This is a genomic window from Micromonospora sp. NPDC048843 (assembly GCF_040649965.1).
GTDB classification, from domain to species: domain Bacteria; phylum Actinomycetota; class Actinomycetes; order Mycobacteriales; family Micromonosporaceae; genus Micromonospora; species Micromonospora hortensis.
In genome coordinates, this window is sequence record NZ_JBEZGJ010000022.1 from 15,533 (window position 1) to 30,974 (window position 15,442).

Genomic DNA, 15,442 nt, shown 5'->3' on the forward strand with positions numbered 1-15,442 from the left:
GAAGCGCGTCTCCTGAGCCACCCCGCAGTCGTCCGTCCGGGAGGCGACCAGGGCGCCGCAGCTTTCGCAGGCCACACACGGGCTCCACCCGTCCAGGGACCAGCAGCCGGTGAGAACCAGGTCGTGGACGAATCGCGTGGCCCGTGTATCGCCAGGTGAGAGCACGAAGGTGCCGACGACTTGATCACGGCCATACGCGGCGCCTGCGGCTGGGTCCCTCGATGGTTGCGATCCTCGAACGCGCGGACGACTTCAGTACCGCGACCTGCGAACTGTGGCTGCCGATCGAGCCAGCGTGACATCCCGAGCCTTGATGTTGATCTGAACGAGCCGCGTCGATCGTGCGGGCTTGATCGCGATCAAGGACTGGCCGGAGTTTTTGGTGAAGGCCGCAAGATCACCGTGGCTTGCCGCAGCGCGAACGAGAGATCTTGGACAGTTTCCGTTCCACGCTAACGGAAACTGTCCAAGATTCACGTTCCGGCGTCGCCGGAGATCAGCGGAGATGGGGTACGCCGGGCGACATCCCCGATGACGTACGCGGCGCCCACTACGCGGCGTGGACGCTGATGCGCCAAGCTCACGAGATTGTCGCTGGTGCAGGCTAGGGTCCGCGCCGTGGACGACACCTCGATGACCCGGCAGACCGCCCACGCCTATGTCGATCTTTTGGAGCGCCGCGACTGGTCCGGGTTGGCCGCCCTGCTCACCGATGACGTGGTCTATGAGATGCCGCAGACTCGGGAGCGCATTCGCGGCGCTGACGCGTTCCTACGGTTCAACACCGAGTATCCCGGCGACTGGCACCTGCGGCCGCGACGGGTGATCGCCGATGGTCGCCTCGCTGCCCTGTTGCTCGACGTTCGCGTCGGCGACGAGCAGCAGGACGCGTGCGTCTGGCTTGAGATGTCCGAGCATGGGCTGATCAGCAAGATCACCGACTACTGGCCCGAGCCGTACGACCCGCCCCAGGGCCGGGAACACCTCGTGGAGCGTTGGTGATCGTCAGCCTGCCGCAGCGGGCCAGGTGCCGCGGGCGTGGCGGGTTCACGGCAGATGGGTACGGAGGACGTCGAACTTCAGGGCGTCTCTACCCGGCGCTTCCCTCGGAGCCGACAGAGCGCGACAGCACCAACGCTTGAGCGGCGATGACGCGTTCGCCGTCGAAGGTCAGCGCCGGCGACCCGTGTAGCCGATAGCCCTGATCGAGAAGCGCGCTCACGCGGGCGCAGAATTCAGCATCATCGGGCCACGGGCTGGCCGAGCGGTGCCTGCGGTCAGGAACGACCGATGGAGCGGTCCAGGAAATCGTGGATCATCGGCGCCGCGACGTCGAGCTTGTCTTCCAGCAGGAAGTGGCCGGTGTCGAGCAGGTGAAACTCGGCCGACGTCAGGTCGCGCCGATAGGGGTGGGCACCATCGGGCGGGAAGATGGCGTCGTTCTGGCCCCAGAGGATCAGCGTTGGGGGCTGGTGGTCGCGGAAGAAGGCATGGAATTCCGGGTACAACGTGACGTTGCTGCCGTAGTCGTAGAACAGATCCAGTTGGATGTCCGCGTTGCCGGGGCGGGCGAGCTGCGTGTCGTCGTGCAGCCACATGTCGGGGTCGAGCCGGCTGAGGTCCTTTACTCCTGCCGTGTACTGCTGCTTCACCGTGTCGGAGTTGAGGATGAACGCGATGGCCTGGCGGCGCTCGTCGGTCTTCTCCGCCCAGTAGGCCTTGATCGGATCCCAGAACGGGCTCAGACCCTCTTCGTACGCGTTGCCGTTCTGCACGATGAGCGCGCTGATCCGCTCGGGCCCCTTGAGAGCCATCCGGAACCCGGTCGGTGCTCCGTAGTCGAAGCAGTAGAGCGCGTAGCGATCCACGCCGAGCTGGTTGAGCAGGCCGTTCATCAGGTCGGCGAAGTTGGCGAACGTGTAGTCGAACGTCGACCGGTCCGGGCTGGCGCTGTGGCCGAAACCCGGGAAGTCCGGCGCGATCACCCGGTAGCGGTCCGCGAGCAGGGGGATCAGGTGGCGGAACTGCGCGGAGGACGTGGGGAATCCGTGCAGGAGCAAAACTGCGGGCCCGTCGGCCGGTCCGGCTTCGCGGTAGAAGATGTCGATCCCGTTCACTGTCGCCGTACGGAAGTGCGTGACCGGAAGTTCGCCTTCCTGAACGGCGGCGACCGAGGGTTTCTGCGCGATGCCAACCATCCTGGAGTCCTTTCAGCACAAGGGAAAGCGGTGTATCACCGGGGTAACCACGCCGCCGGGTGCCGCTTCGGTCAGCATGGCATTCGGCAGAGAACTCGGTGTGCCGAACTCAGTTATCGAATGCTGCTCACAGCAGGTGGGTGCGGAGGAAGTCGAGCTCCAGGGGAAGCAGACGCTCGGCGGTGCCGTTCGCGGCCAGGTGGGTGGCCCCGGTCAGCGGCAGCACGGCGTGCGGTCGGCCGGTGCTCAGCAGGGCCGCGGAGAGCCGGAGCGTGTGCGCGGCCACCACGTTGTCGTCGGCCATCCCGTGCACCAGCAGCAACGGGCGGGCCTGGTCCGGGCCGGTGACCGGCTCGGCGGCCAACTCGACGAGCGAGTGGTGCGCGTAGATGTCCTGGCCGTCTTCCGGCAACCCCAGATAACGCTCGGTGTACGCGGTGTCGTACAGCGCCCAGTCGGTCACCGGGGCACCCGCGATTCCGCACCGGAACAACTCCGGGTGACGCAGCACCGCAAGCCCGGCCAGCCACCCGCCGAACGACCAACCGCGCACCCCGACCCGCCCCAGGTCGAGGTCCGGGTGCTTGCCGGCGAGCGCGGTGAGCGCGTCGATCTGGTCGGTCAGGATCACGTCGGCGACCCGCCGGTGGATCGCCTTCTCGAACGACGGCGCCACTCCCGGCGTACCCCGGTTGTCGATGGTGACCACAGCGAACCCGGCGTCGGCCCACCACTGCCGCTCCAGCCACGCGGCCCGCGCCGCAACGACTTCCTGGTGCCCCGGGCCGCCGTAGATGTCCAGCAGCACCGGCAGCCGCCGACCCGTCACGTGGTTGTCGGGGTAGAGCACCGCCGCCGGCAGCCGCCGGTCGGTCACCCGTTCCAGCAGTGGCAGCGGTGAGTACGGCGGGGTGGCGGCGAACGAGCGCAGCGCGGCGATCTCCTGATCGCCGCGGCGCACCGTCCAGCGCACTCCGGCGTGGTCCAGCGACGCGACGCCGACGGCCAGCACGTCCCCGCCCACCGCGGCGGTGTACCAGCCGGAGTCGGTGGTGAGCCGGCGCGCGTCAACCCCACCACCGATGGTGGTGCGGACCCGGAACAGGTGCCGTTCGCTCGGCTCGCCGTCGCTCGCCTCCACCAGCAGGTCGGCCGGGCCGGTGGCGGCCGGAAGCCGACCCACCACCCGTCGTACGTACAGCGACGGTGGGGTGAGCAGGGTGCCGTCCGCGAAGAGACACCGGGCGTCGTACCCGTCGTGGGCCAGCTCCCCACCGACCAGCACCCGGCCGTCCGGCAGGTGCGCGGGGGTGCCGGCGATCGGCTCGACCCAGCGGGGGTCGGCCAGCTCGGCGTGCACCTGCGTCTCACCAGTGCGCGGGTCCACCGCCAGCACCAGCCCGTGCTGCTGCGAGCGGCGCAGCACGGTGATCAACGGACTGCCCTCACCCCAGCTGACCCCGGTCAGGTACGGGTAGGTCTCCCGGTCCCAATGTACGTCGACCCAGCCGTCGTCCAGGTCCAGCAGGTGCAGGCTGACCTCCGCGTTCGGGCCACCGGCCCGGGGGTACGCGACGGCGGTCGGCGGGCTCGCCGGCTCCGCCGGGTCGTGCAGGTGCCACCGCTCCAGGCGGGACTCGTCGACCCGGGCGGCGAGCACCGAGCGGCCGTCCGGCGCCCACCAGTACCCCCGGAACCGGCCGAACTCCTCCGACGCGATGTGCTCGGCCAACCCCCAACTCACCCCGGCGTCCTCGCCGGCGAGCAGGGTGTCGGTGCCGTCGGGGTCGATCACCCGCAGCTCACCCCGGCGTACGCCCTCGGCGGCGTCCGTCACGTACGCCAGCCGCTGTCCGGTCGGGTCCGGACGTGGGTCCAGCACCGGGCCGACGGCCGCCACCTCCACCACGTCGCCGTGCACCAGATCGGCCCGGAACAACCGCCCGGCCAGCGCGAACACCGCAACCCGGCCGGCCGCGTCCAACGCGTACGAGCCGATGCCGGCGGCGCTGAGCCGCAGCCGCTCGCGGAGCGCGCGTTCGCCGGGGGAGAGGGAACGGACATCCCCGCCCTCGCCGAGCAGGGTGGCCGGGTCGGCGACCAGCCGCTCCTCGCCGGTGGCCGCGTCCAACAGCCAGAGCGCGTCCGCCGGATCCTCGGGCCCGGCGGAGCGCAGGAAGATCACCCGGGAGCCGTCCTCAGCCACCGAGACAGCGCGTGGCGCGCCGTGGCTGAACCGGCGGGTGCGGGCGGCCAGCTCCGGAAAGTCCACAGCCCAAATCGTAGAGCGGGAGCGGGGGTGATGTGGCCGACCTGGGCGGACGCGTCAGCGTCGGCCGGGGGAGAACCGCCAGTTAGAGTGACCGTCGTGACGATGCTGCCCGACCGCCGCCTGCTGCTGGTCCACGCGCACCCCGACGACGAGTCGATCGGCACCGGCTCGACGATGGCCCACTACGCCGCCGACGGCGCGCACGTCACGCTGGTGACCTGCACGCTCGGCGAGGAGGGCGAGATCCACGTGCCCGCGCTGGCGCAGCTCGCCGCCGCCGAGGCCGACCAGCTCGGCGGGTACCGGGTGGCCGAGCTGGCCGCCGCGTGCGCCGCGCTCGGCGTCGGCGACCACCGTTTCCTCGGCGGCGCCGGCCGCTACCGCGACTCCGGGATGATGGGGCTCGCGACAAACGAGCACCCCAGGGCCTTCTGGCAGGCCGACCTCGACGAGGCCGCCGGGCACCTCGTGGAGATCCTGCGAGAGGTACGCCCGCAGGTGCTCGTCACGTACGACCCGAACGGCTTCTACGGCCACCCCGACCACATCCAGGCGCACCGGGTGGCAATGCGCGCCGTCGAGTTGGCTGCCGCCGAGGGCTGCGCCCCGCTCAAGGTCTACTGGACGGCCATGCCGCTCAGCGTCCTGGAAGCCGGAATGACGCATTTCGCCGAGTCGTCGGACAACCCGTTCGGCGGTATCGAGGACATCGCCGACCTGCCTTTCGGCACCCCGGACGCCCAGATCGCCGCCCGGATCGACGGCACCGACCAGCACACGGCCAAGGAGGCCGCGATGCGGGCGCACGCGACCCAGATCCCGGCCACCTCGTGGCTCTACTCGATCGCCGGCAACTTCGGTGGCGAGTTCATGGGCGTGGAGTTCTTCACCCTCGCGGTCGGTGAGAAGGGTCCGGGCACCGGGCCGTACGGCTGGGAGGACGACCTCTTCGCCGGCCTGCCCGCGGAGACCGCCCCGGACCGGTCCCCGGTCGCGGCGGCGGGTCTCCGGTGACAGTGCCGGCCGCACCGATGACGGTCGTGGAGGACCAGGAAGCCCCGCCCCCGCCGGGGCCACCGCCGCGACTGTTGGACCTGGGCGTCCGGCTGGTCGGTGGGATCGTCGTGGTCCTCGCCGGTGTGCTGACGGGCGTACTGGAGCTGCTGCTCGCCACGCTCCGCGTCGGCGGGCAACTGGTCGGCGTGTCGGTGCTGATCACCATCGGCGCCAACATCCTGCTGAGCTGGTTCGCGTACGAGGCGGTCGGCCGTCGCTGGGCGGTGGCGTTGCCGGCGGTGCCGTGGTTCGCGCTGATGGCTGTCGCCGCCATCCGGACCAACGAGGGTGACCTGTTGCTGGCCGGCGACAACTGGGTGGGGCTGGCCATGATCGTGGCCGGTGCGATGACCTTCGCGGTGATGGGCTTCCGGCAGATCCTCGCCCCACAGCCGCCCATGCTCGGCGGTTGACGCCGGGCTGGTTTCGGGTTGCTGCCGGGTGATGACGTCTCCCAGGTAAGGGTGGTAGATATTCCTGCCAGGGATGCGAACCCCGCGACGGGGCGTATGGCAGGAGGGTCCGGCGATGGACAAGCGGTGGCGTGACATCGGGGTGCTCGCAGCGGCACTCTTCGCGGTCAACGTGGTCGCCCGACTGATCATCCGGTTCGGCTTCGAGGGTGACGACACCGCCGCCGACCGGGTGTCGCTCGCGATGTTCGTGGTGATCGGGCTGATCCTCGCCGTGGTCGCCTTCCGCTGGGGTCGTCGCCGGCCGCTGGCGGGCTGGGCCGCTGACATGGCCCTCGTGGTGCCGGTGGCGATGCTGCTGACCGTGCTGGTCGGGCCCCTGCTGGTCGGTCACAACCCGTTCGACGGCGGCGCGGCGACGTTCTTCGCCCAGATCTGGCTCTACCTGCTCGCCACCGGCGCCGGGTTGCTGATCGGCTACCTGGTGCTCATCGCGCTCGGCCGTGACTACCGCTCTCAGCAGCTCAAGCGGTACGCCGAGGTCAAGGCCGCCAAGCCCCGCCGCGTCGTCCGCCGCTGATCACCGCCCAGCCCGATCAAGCGGTGCCGGGCTCGCCTCGCGGGTCAGTTCGAGGCGACCCGGGTCAGGTAGGTGTGGTGGGTGACGAGGCCGAGCCGCTGGTAGAGCGCGACCGCCGCCGCGTTGCGCTGCTCGACCTGGAGGAACGCGTGCGTCGCGCCGCTGGACGCGCCCCAACTGACCAGTTCGTGGATCACGCGGCGGGCCAACCCCTGGCGGCGGGCCGCCGGTACCACCTCGATCAGGCTGAGGCCCAACCAGCGCCCCTGGCCGGTCACCGTGCCACGGCCAACGGCCACCAGGGCCTTGTCGGCGTACACGTGGGCGAAGCGGACCTGGTCCACGGCGGTGAGGACGTGCCGGGCGGCGTCCGGCAGGCCGCCCTTGCGGCCGGCGGCGATGGCCAGCCACTCGTCGCTGGGCGCGGTGGTCAGCTCGACGACCGCACTGGCCCACCCGTCGGCCTGGCCGGTGGCGGGCGTCGACGCCAACAGGGGCAGCGGCGCGGTCTGCACCAGCGTCGGAGGGCGGGTGCCCCAGCCACGGGAGTCCAGCTCGGCGCCGACCGGAGCGGCGAGGGGCAGCGGTGTGTTGATCAGCGCGGGTTGGCCCAGCTCGGCGTACCAGCGCTCCACCGCGTCGACAGCGGCGGCCAGTGGTCGGTCCGGGTCGCCGATCGGCAGCGCCGAGTTGGCGCGCCCGGTCCAGCCCTCGGCCGACCGGAGCAGCCAGTCACCGAGTCGGCCCCGGGTCGGTGCCGGCCACGCCTCGTCGGCGGCCCGCTCCAACGCCACGACCGCCGCGGCGGTCGGCCGACGGGTCGGCGGAACGCGCTTGGCGCGGTGGACCTGCGCCACCGGGACCCGAAGCGGCCCCTGAGCGGTGGCCAGCGTGAGATGAGTCTCGCTCAGCTCCACCAGCTCGCCCAGGGCATCGGAAAATTGCGGGCGGCCCTCGCGAATCCCCACAATCCGGCGGACCACGATCCGGTGTCCCACATCCTGCTGTCGGAGCACGATCGACCCCCTCCCCGGCGAGATACTAGGCTCATACCGTCGCGGGAGATCGCGGCGAGTCTTGCGGAGGAGAAGACCGGTGACCTACATCATCGCCGAGCCGTGCGTAGATGTGCTCGACAAGGCATGCATCGAGGAGTGCCCGGTCGACTGCATTTACGAGGGCAATCGGATGCTCTACATCCACCCCGACGAGTGCGTCGACTGTGGTGCCTGTGAGCCCGTCTGCCCCGTGGAGGCGATCTTCTACGAGGATGACGTCCCGGAGCAGTGGAAGGACTACACCGGCGCGAACTACGAGTTCTTCGAGGACCTGGGCTCGCCCGGTGGCGCCTCGAAGGTCGGCAAGGTGGAAAAGGACGCCACCTTCGTCGCCGCGCAGCCGCCGCGCGGCGAGGGCCACTGAACCGGCCCGCGCCGGTCTCGTCGCGGCTGCCCGAGTTCACCTGGGACACCCTGGACGCCGCGGCCACGTTGGCCGCGGCGCATCCGGAGGGTCTGATCAACCTCTCCATGGGTACGCCGGTCGACCCGGTGCCCGAGGTGATCCGGCGGGCGTTGTCTGACGCGTCCGATGCTCCCGGTTACCCGCTGACCGCTGGCACCCCGGCGCTGCGGGCCGCCATCGCGGCGTGGGTGTCCCGAGCCTGTGGCGCTGGCGTCGACGGTCTCGGCGTGCTGCCGACCATCGGCTCGAAGGAGCTGGTGGCCTGGCTGCCCACGCTGCTCGGCATCGGCCCGGGTGACGTGGTGGTGGTGCCGTCGATCGCGTACCCCACCTACGAGGATGGCGCCCGGCTGGCCGGTGCCACAGTCGTTCGCACCGACTCGCTCACCTCGCTCGGGCCGACCCCGCGGGTGCGGTTGGTCTGGGTCAACTCGCCCGGCAACCCGACCGGCCGGGTGTTGCCCGCGGCGCACCTGCGCAAGGTGGTCGACTGGGCCCGCGAACGTGGCGCTGTTGTCGCGAGCGACGAGTGCTACCTGCCGCTGGGCTGGTCGGCCGACCCGGTCTCGGTGTTGTCTCCGCAGGTCAGCGGGGGCAGCTATGCCGGGGTGCTGGCCGTGCACTCGCTTTCCAAGCGGTCCAACCTCGCCGGCTACCGGGCTGGCTTCGTCGCCGGTGACCCGGCGCTCGTCGCCGAGCTGCTCAAGGTCCGCAAGCACGCGGGCATGATCGTGCCCGCGCCCGTGCAGGCGGCCATGGTGGCCGCCCTGGAGGACGAGCGACACGCCGAGGAGCAGCGGGAGCGTTACCGCGTTCGGCGGGAGGTTCTCACCGCGGCGTTCACCGGTGCCGGGTTCACCGTCGAGCACTCCGAGGCTGGCCTGTACCTCTGGCTGACCAGGGGTGAGGACTGCTGGCAGACGGTCGACTGGCTGGCCCGACGTGGCATCCTGGTCGCCGCCGGCGTCTTCTACGGCCCGACGGCCGGGCAGCATGTCCGGGTCGCCCTGACCGAGTCCGACGAGCACATCGCCGGCGTCGCGGCACGTCTCGCCTGATCGCGGCTCCGGGCGGTCGAGCATGGTGGACAGGCCAGGGGCACGGGTCCGGGCGGCGGTCGTCGGCACCGGCCTGATCGGCGGCTCGGTGCTGCTGCGAATGGTCGCCGCCGGCATCGACGTGGTCGGGTGGGACCCGGACGAGGCCACCCGGCGGGAGACCCGCCGGGTGGGCGTACCCGCGCCGGACCGCCTGGTCGAGGCGGTGACCGACCGGGACGTGGTCTTCCTGTGCGGGCCGCTGCCGACCCTGCCGGCGACGCTGGTCGAGGTGGCGGCGATGACCGGTGAGCGTTGTGTGCTGACCGACGTCGGTAGCACCAAGGAGCAGGTGGCGGCGTTCGCCGCCGCGCAGGGGCTGACGCACCGGTTCGTGCCCGGCCACCCGATGGCGGGCACCGACCGGGCGGGCTTGACGGCCGCGCGAGCCGACCTGCTCACCGGCGCGGCCTGGGTGCTGTGTCCGGCGCCCGGAACGGCCACCACCGCCTTCCGTTGGCTGGCCGAGCTGCTGGTGGAGGTCTTCGAGGCCCGGGTGGTGCCGATGTCCGCCCCGGAGCACGACTCGGCTGCCGCGCTCGCCTCACACGTGCCGCACCTGCTCGCCGGCGCGCTGGCCGGCGCCGTGCAGCGCGCACCACTGCGCGACGCGATCCTCGCGCTCGCCGCCGGCAGCTTCTCCGACGGCACCCGGGTCGCCGGGACCCCGGCCGATCGGACCGCCAACATGCTGCTCGGCAACCGGGATCGGGTGCTGCGTGAGCTGGCCGAGGTCACCGCGTTCCTGGACGATCTGACCGCCGCTCTGCGCGCCGATGACGCCCCGGGGCTCATCGCGCGCTACGACGAGGCGCGGGCCTCCCGGGTGGCGCTGCGCGATCGGCGGTTCGACGCGTACGACAGGCAGTTCCCGGCCGGTGGTGACCACGCCGCAGAGGTGTCCTGGTTGCGCGAGCTGGGCGTGGCCGGCGGCTACCTGACCGGCCTGCACGTCGACGCGGACAGCGTCTCCTACGCGGCGCGGCGCCCCGTCGCTGACTAGGCTGAGGGGCATGGCGATGGACGGTCCGGTGGTGCAGGTGCGCGGCGAGGCGTACCGGGAGGTGCCGCCCGAGCTGGCCCGGTTCGCGGTCACCGCGACAGCCCGCGACCGGGACCGGGAGGCGACGCTGACCCGGTTGGCCGAGCGGGCCGCGGCGGTCCGGGTGCTGCTGGACGGCTCCGGGCCGGCGGTGGCGCGGCGGGAGACCGGCGACCTGCGGGTGCGGCCGGAGACCCGGCGCTCGGGTGAGCGGGTGGTCGCCTGGCACGGCAGCGTCACCACCACCGTCACTGTCACCGACTTCACCACGCTGGGTGAGCTGATGCTCCGGCTCGCCGACCAGGACCAGGTCGAGGTGGCCGGCCCGTGGTGGGAGCTTCGTCCGGACAGCCCCGCCCATCGTGCGGCCCGGCACGCCGCGATCAGCGACGCGCTGCTGCGGGCCCGGGAGTACGCGGAGGCGCTGGGCGCCCGGGTCACCTCGTTGATCGAGCTGGCCGACGCGGGCCCCGCCGACCGGCCGATGTTCGCTCGTGCGGCCTTCGCCGGTAGCGCTGGCGCGGGCGGTGGTCCGCCGGAGCTCGAGCTGGACCCGCAGCCGCAGACCGTGCAGGCGGCGGTGCAGGCGCGGTTCACCATCAGCGACCCGGTTCTGGGCTGATGCCGCAGGCCCGGGTGCTGTCCGCCGACGAGTTGGTGGCGCGGGCGTTGGTGCTCGCCGAGGCCGGCCCGCGACAACTGCTCGGCATCGCCGGCGCACCGGGCGCCGGGAAGTCCACCCTGGCGGAGCGGATCGTCGCCGAGATCGGGTCGGCCGCCTGCCTGGTGCCGATGGACGGCTTTCACCTGGCGCAGTCGCAACTGGTCCGCCTGGGTCGCGCCGACCGCAAGGGCGCGGTGGACACCTTCGACGCCAATGGGTACGTCTCGCTGCTGCGCCGGTTGCGCCGGTTGGAGCCGACGTCGGTCTTCGCGCCGGAGTTCCGCCGGGAGCTCGAGGAGCCGGTGGCCGGCGCGATCGAGGTGGCGCCGTCGGTCCGGCTGGTGGTGACCGAGGGCAACTACCTGCTGTTGCCGGACTTCCCCTGGCAGGAGATCCGACCGCTGCTGCACGAGGCGTGGTTTCTCGACCTGGACGCCGAGGTGCGGCACCGCCGGCTGACCGCCCGGCACGAGGCGTTCGGTCGGTCTCCGGAGCAGGCACGGGCGTGGGCGCTGGGCAGCGACGAGTCGAACGCCGCCCTGATCACCCCCACCGCCGACCGGGCCGACCTGGTGGTCCGCCTGTCGGATCCGCCGACGGTCTAGCCGAGTTCGCGGACCGGCCGGGCCGGGTTGCCGACGGCCACCACGTTGGCGGGCAGGTCCCGGGTGACGACAGCGCCCGCGCCGACGACGGTGTCCGCGCCGATCGTCACGCCGGCCAGCACGATCGCGCCACCGCCGAGCCACACGTTGTCGCCAATGGTGATCGGCTTGGCCGCCTCCCACTTGTCCCGTCGCGGGCCGGGCTCGACCGGATGCGTCGGGGTGAGTAGCTGCACGTTAGGGCCGACCTGGACGTCCGCGCCGAGGGTGATCCGAGCGACGTCGAGGAAGACAGCGTTGTAGTTGACGAAGCTGCGCGGGCCGATCCGGATCTGCCAGCCGTAGTCGCAGTAGAACGGTGGGCGGATCCAGGTGTCCTCGCCCAGTTCGCCGAGGAGATCACGCAGGGCCGCGATCCGGGCCTGCGGATCGGCCGCGGGACTGGTGTTGAAGCGCTCCATCAGTCGGGCGGCCCGGTCCAGGTCGGCGATGATCTCGGGATCGTCGGCGATGTATGGCTCACCGGCGAGCATCTTGTCCTTCATGGAGGTCACCGCCCGATCATGCCGGCCCGGTTCGTCGGCTCGTGGCGGGTCCGTCATTTTTTGGCCTTCATTTTACATACCCGGTATGCAATTCTGGGTTGTCAATGTGACTCCATCCATCAAGACGCTTGACGAGGAGGATCCGTTGCACCAGGGAAGAAAATTGGCCGCTCTTGGCCTCGTGTTCGCGCTGGCGCTCTCCGCGCCGGCTCCCGCCTCAGCCACGGCCGCCGTGCCCGCCCCACCGGGCGACACCGACCAACAGTCCACTCCGGGTGGACACCCGACCAACCGCTCGACCACTGTCACGCTGATCACCGGTGACCGGGTCACCGTCACCGCGTCCGGTGCCTCGGTCCGGCCCGGCGCCGGCCGCGAGGACGTGCAATTCCTGGTCCAGCGCGAGCGCGGCCGCCTCACCGTGACGCCGACGGACGCGGTGCCGTTGCTGCGCTCCGGTCGGGTGGACCGGCGACTCTTCGACGTCACCGGGCTGGTCGAGGCAGGTTACGACGACGCCAACCGCAACACCCTGCCGCTGCTGGTGGAGTACGGCTCGACGGGTACCGCCAAGCGTGCCTCGGCCGCTCTGCCCGGCACGCGGCTGACCCGCGACCTGCCGTTGATTCGCGGTGCCGCCCTGAACAGCGACAAGTCCTCCCTCGGCGCGGTGTGGGAGACGGTCGCCACCGGTCCCGCTGGGGCCCGGCTCGACGCGGCGGGGGGCGTCGAGCGGATCTGGCTGGACGGTCATCGACGGGTGACCCTCGACCACAGCGTGCCGCAGATCGGCGCGCCCGCCGCCTGGGCGGCCGGGTTCACCGGTACGGGGGTGTCCGTCGCGGTGCTGGACACCGGCGTCGACGCCACCCACCCGGACCTGGCCGGCAAGGTGGCCGAGGCGCGCAACTTCACCGAGGTCGCCGACGCTCGGGACACTGTCGGCCACGGCACCCACGTGGCCTCGACCATCGCGGGCAGCGGCGCCGCCTCCGGTGGCAAGTACCGGGGTGTGGCGCCGGACGCGACGCTGCTGGACGGCAAGGTCTGTGAGGACGCGGGCTGCACCGATTCGGCGATCCTCGCCGGGATGCAGTGGGCCGCTGTGGAGAAGAAGGCCGCAGTGGTCAACCTGAGCCTCGGCGGCTGGGACACCCCGGAGGTCGACCCGGTCGAGGAGGCCGTGCAGACCCTCACCGCCCAGACCGGCACCCTGTTCGTCATCGCCGCCGGCAACGACGGCTCGGACGGTTCGGTCGGCTCCCCGGCCTCCGCTGACGCCGCGCTCGCCGTGGGCGCTGTGGACCGCGACGACGAGCTGGCCGAATTCTCCAGCCGGGGACCGCGAGTCGGCGACGACGCGCTGAAGCCGGACATCACCGCGCCCGGCGTCGACATCGTCGCCGCGCGGTCCGCCACCGGCGTCATCGGCGATCCGGTGGGGGACCGCTACGTCACGCTCTCCGGCACCTCGATGGCGACCCCGCACGTGGCCGGGTCGGCCGCGCTGCTGGCCCAGCAGCACCCGGGATGGCGGGCCGACCGGCTCAAGGCCACCCTGATGGCCGCCGCCAAGCCGCACCCGGACCAGACCGCCTACCAGCAGGGTGCCGGGCGGGTCGACGTGGCACACGCGATCACCCAGCAGATCACCACCGACCCGGTGAGCGTCTCGTTCGGGCGTACGCTCTGGCCGCACGCCGACGACGCCCCGATCACCCGTACGGTGACCTGGCGCAACGACGGCCCGGCCCCGGTCACAGTGGACCTGAGCATCGAGGGCGCGGGCCCCGGCGGTCGGGCGCTACCGGCCGGCCTGTTCGTGCTGGGTGCCAGCCAACTCACAGTGCCGGCGGGCGGCACGGCCGCCACTACCGTCACCACTGACACCCGGCTCGGCGAGGCCGACGGTTACTGGACCGGTCGGATCGTGGCCCGCTCCGGTGCGGCGGTCGCTGTCACTCCACTGGCGGTGCACCGGGAGGTCGAGAGCTACACGCTCACAGTGGAGCACCTGAACCGGGCCGGCGCTCGCACGGCGGACCACTGGACGTCCCTGGTCGGGCTGGACACCTACAGCTTCTGGGACGTCGCCAGTTCCGACGGGGTGGCCACAGTGCGGGTGCCCAAGGGGCACTACGGCCTGACCGGCCTCGTCTTCGAGCCCGGCCCGGAGGATGAGCAGCGCGGGATGTCCCTGCTGGCACAGCCCGAACTGACTGTCGATCAGGACACCCGAATCGTCGTGGACGCTCGCCGGGCCAAGCCGGTACGGACGACGGTGCCGGACCGGACCGCCGTCCCGCAACTGATCGACCTCAGCGCCAACTTCACCGCCGACGACGGCAGCGGGTACGGCGTCGGGCTCTGGGCGGAGACGTTCACCGGCCTGACCAGCGGTCAGCTCGGCAAGCCGGTCTCCGCCGACAAGTTCGTCGCCACCGTCAGCAGCAACTGGACCACGCCGGACTCGGCCAACAGTCCGTACCTGTACGCGCTGGCCGAGGCGATCCCGGGCCGAATGCCCACCGGGTTCGTCCGCGACTACGCCCGACGGGACCTGGCCACCGTCGTGCACCAGTTCCGCGGTGGCTACCCGGGCATGAAGGCCGAGCGGATCGTGCTCCCCGAGTTGGAGTACAACGTCGGCTACTCGGCCGTGATCCTGCCCACCGTCGTGCCCGGCCAGCGGGTCGAGTACTACAACACCAAGGGCGTGAAGTGGGAATCCGAAATCCTCTTCGGAACTGTGGACGAGGAAGGGTGGTTGACCCCGAAGGCAGCGCTCGTCTCCACCTCCACCGCGTACCGGGCCGGGCGGACGGTCCAGGAGATCTGGAACCAGGCTCCGTACGGACCGTCCTTCCCGAACCCGCGCTGGCCGCAGCAGAGCGTCACCCGGGTCGGCGACACCATCCTGGTCGACGTGCCGATCTTCAGCGACGCGGCCGGGCACCCGGGCTTCTCGCTGAGCGACAGTGAGCACACCAAGCTCTGGCGCAACGGCAAGCTGGTCGGCGAGAGCGAGTACGCCGGCTACGGGGAGTTCGCGGTGCCACCGGGTGCGGCGGACTACCGGCTCGTCACGTCGTCGAAGCGAAGCTTCACCGATCTGAGCACCGAGGTGGAGTCCAGCTGGACCTTCCGGTCGAGGCACGTCGCCGGTGAGACGCCGGCCCGACTGCCGCTGTCGGCGGTGCGCTTCGCGCCGCCGCTGCGGGTCGACAACAGCGCTCCGGCCGGTCAGGGCTTCGTCGTACCGGTACGGGTGCAGCGGCAGCCCGGCTCGCCGGCCACCCGGGTGGAGAAGCTCACCGTCGACGTCTCGTACGACGGCGGAAAGACCTGGGGCAAGGCGAAGCTGGTCCGCACCTCGGCCGACGGCTGGTCGGCAGTGTTGCGGCATCCGGCCGGTGCCGGCCACGTGTCGCTGCGGGCCACCGCGCGGGACACCGCCGGCAACACGGTGACCCAACGGATCATCCAGGCGTACCGGTTGCGCTGAG

At 71.5% G+C, this 15,442-nt stretch carries 14 protein-coding genes and 1 pseudogene; 10 read left to right on the plus strand and 5 right to left on the minus strand.

Features of this window, described 5'->3' with window-relative positions; translation table 11 throughout:
* The first annotated feature begins 588 nt into the window (after nucleotides 1–588).
* The gene (locus AB0C20_RS08095; protein ID WP_357567628.1) at nucleotides 589–1,002 is read left to right on the plus strand and encodes a nuclear transport factor 2 family protein; all 414 of its coding nucleotides are present in this window, start codon (nucleotides 589–591) and stop codon (nucleotides 1,000–1,002) included.
* A gap of 88 nt (nucleotides 1,003–1,090) precedes the next feature.
* Here AB0C20_RS08095 and AB0C20_RS08100 read toward each other — a convergent pair.
* From AB0C20_RS08100 to AB0C20_RS08110, 3 genes and pseudogenes are all read right to left on the minus strand, one after another.
* Nucleotides 1,091–1,249: pseudogene (locus tag AB0C20_RS08100) on the minus strand (DUF1737 domain-containing protein); the annotation flags it as partial.
* Nucleotides 1,250–1,277: 28 nt separating this feature from the next.
* A complete protein-coding gene (locus tag AB0C20_RS08105) occupies nucleotides 1,278–2,198 on the minus strand; it encodes an alpha/beta hydrolase (RefSeq protein ID WP_357188044.1) in 921 nt (306 codons plus the stop codon).
* Nucleotides 2,199–2,325: 127 nt separating this feature from the next.
* Nucleotides 2,326–4,470, minus strand: coding sequence for a prolyl oligopeptidase family serine peptidase (locus tag AB0C20_RS08110; RefSeq protein ID WP_357567629.1), 2,145 nt, complete (start codon nucleotides 4,468–4,470; stop codon nucleotides 2,326–2,328).
* An 87-nt stretch (nucleotides 4,471–4,557) separates the two neighbouring features.
* Here AB0C20_RS08110 and mshB point away from each other — a divergent pair, with 87 nt between their 5' ends.
* From mshB to AB0C20_RS08125, 3 genes are all read left to right on the plus strand, one after another.
* Nucleotides 4,558–5,484: an N-acetyl-1-D-myo-inositol-2-amino-2-deoxy-alpha-D-glucopyranoside deacetylase gene (gene mshB / locus AB0C20_RS08115; RefSeq protein WP_357567630.1), complete on the plus strand. Its 927-nt coding sequence runs from the start codon at nucleotides 4,558–4,560 to the stop codon at nucleotides 5,482–5,484.
* A gap of 17 nt (nucleotides 5,485–5,501) precedes the next feature.
* Nucleotides 5,502–5,939 carry a hypothetical protein gene (locus tag AB0C20_RS08120; RefSeq protein WP_357567631.1) on the plus strand — a complete coding sequence of 146 codons (438 nt, stop codon included), beginning with the start codon at nucleotides 5,502–5,504 and terminating at the stop codon, nucleotides 5,937–5,939.
* 115 nt (nucleotides 5,940–6,054) lie between these two features.
* Nucleotides 6,055–6,519 (plus strand): hypothetical protein, encoded by a 465-nt coding sequence (locus AB0C20_RS08125; protein ID WP_357188036.1) that lies wholly within the window; start codon nucleotides 6,055–6,057, stop codon nucleotides 6,517–6,519.
* Between the two features lie 44 nt (nucleotides 6,520–6,563).
* Here the strand turns inward: AB0C20_RS08125 and AB0C20_RS08130 are convergent, their stop codons facing one another.
* The gene (locus AB0C20_RS08130; protein WP_357567632.1) at nucleotides 6,564–7,535 is read right to left on the minus strand and encodes a GNAT family N-acetyltransferase; all 972 of its coding nucleotides are present in this window, start codon (nucleotides 7,533–7,535) and stop codon (nucleotides 6,564–6,566) included.
* Between the two features lie 79 nt (nucleotides 7,536–7,614).
* Here AB0C20_RS08130 and fdxA point away from each other — a divergent pair, with 79 nt between their 5' ends.
* Genes fdxA through AB0C20_RS08155 form a run of 5 tightly spaced genes read left to right on the plus strand, consistent with a single transcriptional unit; the run spans nucleotide 7,615 to nucleotide 11,391 of the window.
* Nucleotides 7,615–7,941, plus strand: a complete 327-nt coding sequence (gene fdxA / locus AB0C20_RS08135) for a ferredoxin (protein ID WP_030490464.1) — start codon at nucleotides 7,615–7,617, stop codon at nucleotides 7,939–7,941.
* Nucleotides 7,938–9,041: a succinyldiaminopimelate transaminase gene (gene dapC / locus AB0C20_RS08140; protein ID WP_357188073.1), complete on the plus strand. Its 1,104-nt coding sequence runs from the start codon at nucleotides 7,938–7,940 to the stop codon at nucleotides 9,039–9,041. Before fdxA ends, dapC begins: the two co-directional genes overlap by 4 nt.
* Before the next feature lie 22 nt (nucleotides 9,042–9,063).
* The gene (locus AB0C20_RS08145) at nucleotides 9,064–10,083 is read left to right on the plus strand and encodes a prephenate dehydrogenase/arogenate dehydrogenase family protein (RefSeq protein ID WP_357188032.1); all 1,020 of its coding nucleotides are present in this window, start codon (nucleotides 9,064–9,066) and stop codon (nucleotides 10,081–10,083) included.
* A gap of 10 nt (nucleotides 10,084–10,093) precedes the next feature.
* Nucleotides 10,094–10,744 (plus strand): SIMPL domain-containing protein, encoded by a 651-nt coding sequence (locus AB0C20_RS08150; RefSeq protein ID WP_357567633.1) that lies wholly within the window; start codon nucleotides 10,094–10,096, stop codon nucleotides 10,742–10,744.
* Nucleotides 10,744–11,391 carry a nucleoside/nucleotide kinase family protein gene (locus AB0C20_RS08155; protein WP_357567634.1) on the plus strand — a complete coding sequence of 216 codons (648 nt, stop codon included), beginning with the start codon at nucleotides 10,744–10,746 and terminating at the stop codon, nucleotides 11,389–11,391. Before AB0C20_RS08150 ends, AB0C20_RS08155 begins: the two co-directional genes overlap by 1 nt.
* On the opposite strand, the gene AB0C20_RS08160 is transcribed toward AB0C20_RS08155, so the two are convergent.
* Nucleotides 11,388–11,945, minus strand: coding sequence for a sugar O-acetyltransferase (locus tag AB0C20_RS08160; RefSeq protein WP_354943066.1), 558 nt, complete (start codon nucleotides 11,943–11,945; stop codon nucleotides 11,388–11,390). The genes AB0C20_RS08155 and AB0C20_RS08160 overlap by 4 nt on opposite strands.
* Before the next feature lie 76 nt (nucleotides 11,946–12,021).
* Between AB0C20_RS08160 and AB0C20_RS08165 the strand changes: the two genes are divergently transcribed.
* A complete protein-coding gene (locus tag AB0C20_RS08165; RefSeq protein WP_357567635.1) occupies nucleotides 12,022–15,441 on the plus strand; it encodes a S8 family serine peptidase in 3,420 nt (1,139 codons plus the stop codon).
* The last annotated feature ends 1 nt before the right edge of the window (nucleotide 15,442 follow it).

Excerpts from the sequence above, each read along its gene's own strand:
- AB0C20_RS08150 (WP_357567633.1), top strand. The coding sequence starts at position 10,094 with ATGGCGATGGACGGTCCGGTGGTGCAGGTGCGCGGCGAGGCGTACCGG.
- AB0C20_RS08145 (WP_357188032.1), top strand. The coding sequence starts at position 9,064 with ATGGTGGACAGGCCAGGGGCACGGGTCCGGGCGGCGGTCGTCGGCACC.
- AB0C20_RS08105 (WP_357188044.1), bottom strand. The coding sequence starts at position 2,198 with ATGGTTGGCATCGCGCAGAAACCCTCGGTCGCCGCCGTTCAGGAAGGC.
- AB0C20_RS08155 (WP_357567634.1), top strand. The coding sequence starts at position 10,744 with ATGCCGCAGGCCCGGGTGCTGTCCGCCGACGAGTTGGTGGCGCGGGCG.
- AB0C20_RS08120 (WP_357567631.1), top strand. The coding sequence starts at position 5,502 with ATGACGGTCGTGGAGGACCAGGAAGCCCCGCCCCCGCCGGGGCCACCG.
- AB0C20_RS08125 (WP_357188036.1), top strand. The coding sequence starts at position 6,055 with ATGGACAAGCGGTGGCGTGACATCGGGGTGCTCGCAGCGGCACTCTTC.
- AB0C20_RS08165 (WP_357567635.1), top strand. The coding sequence starts at position 12,022 with ATGCAATTCTGGGTTGTCAATGTGACTCCATCCATCAAGACGCTTGAC.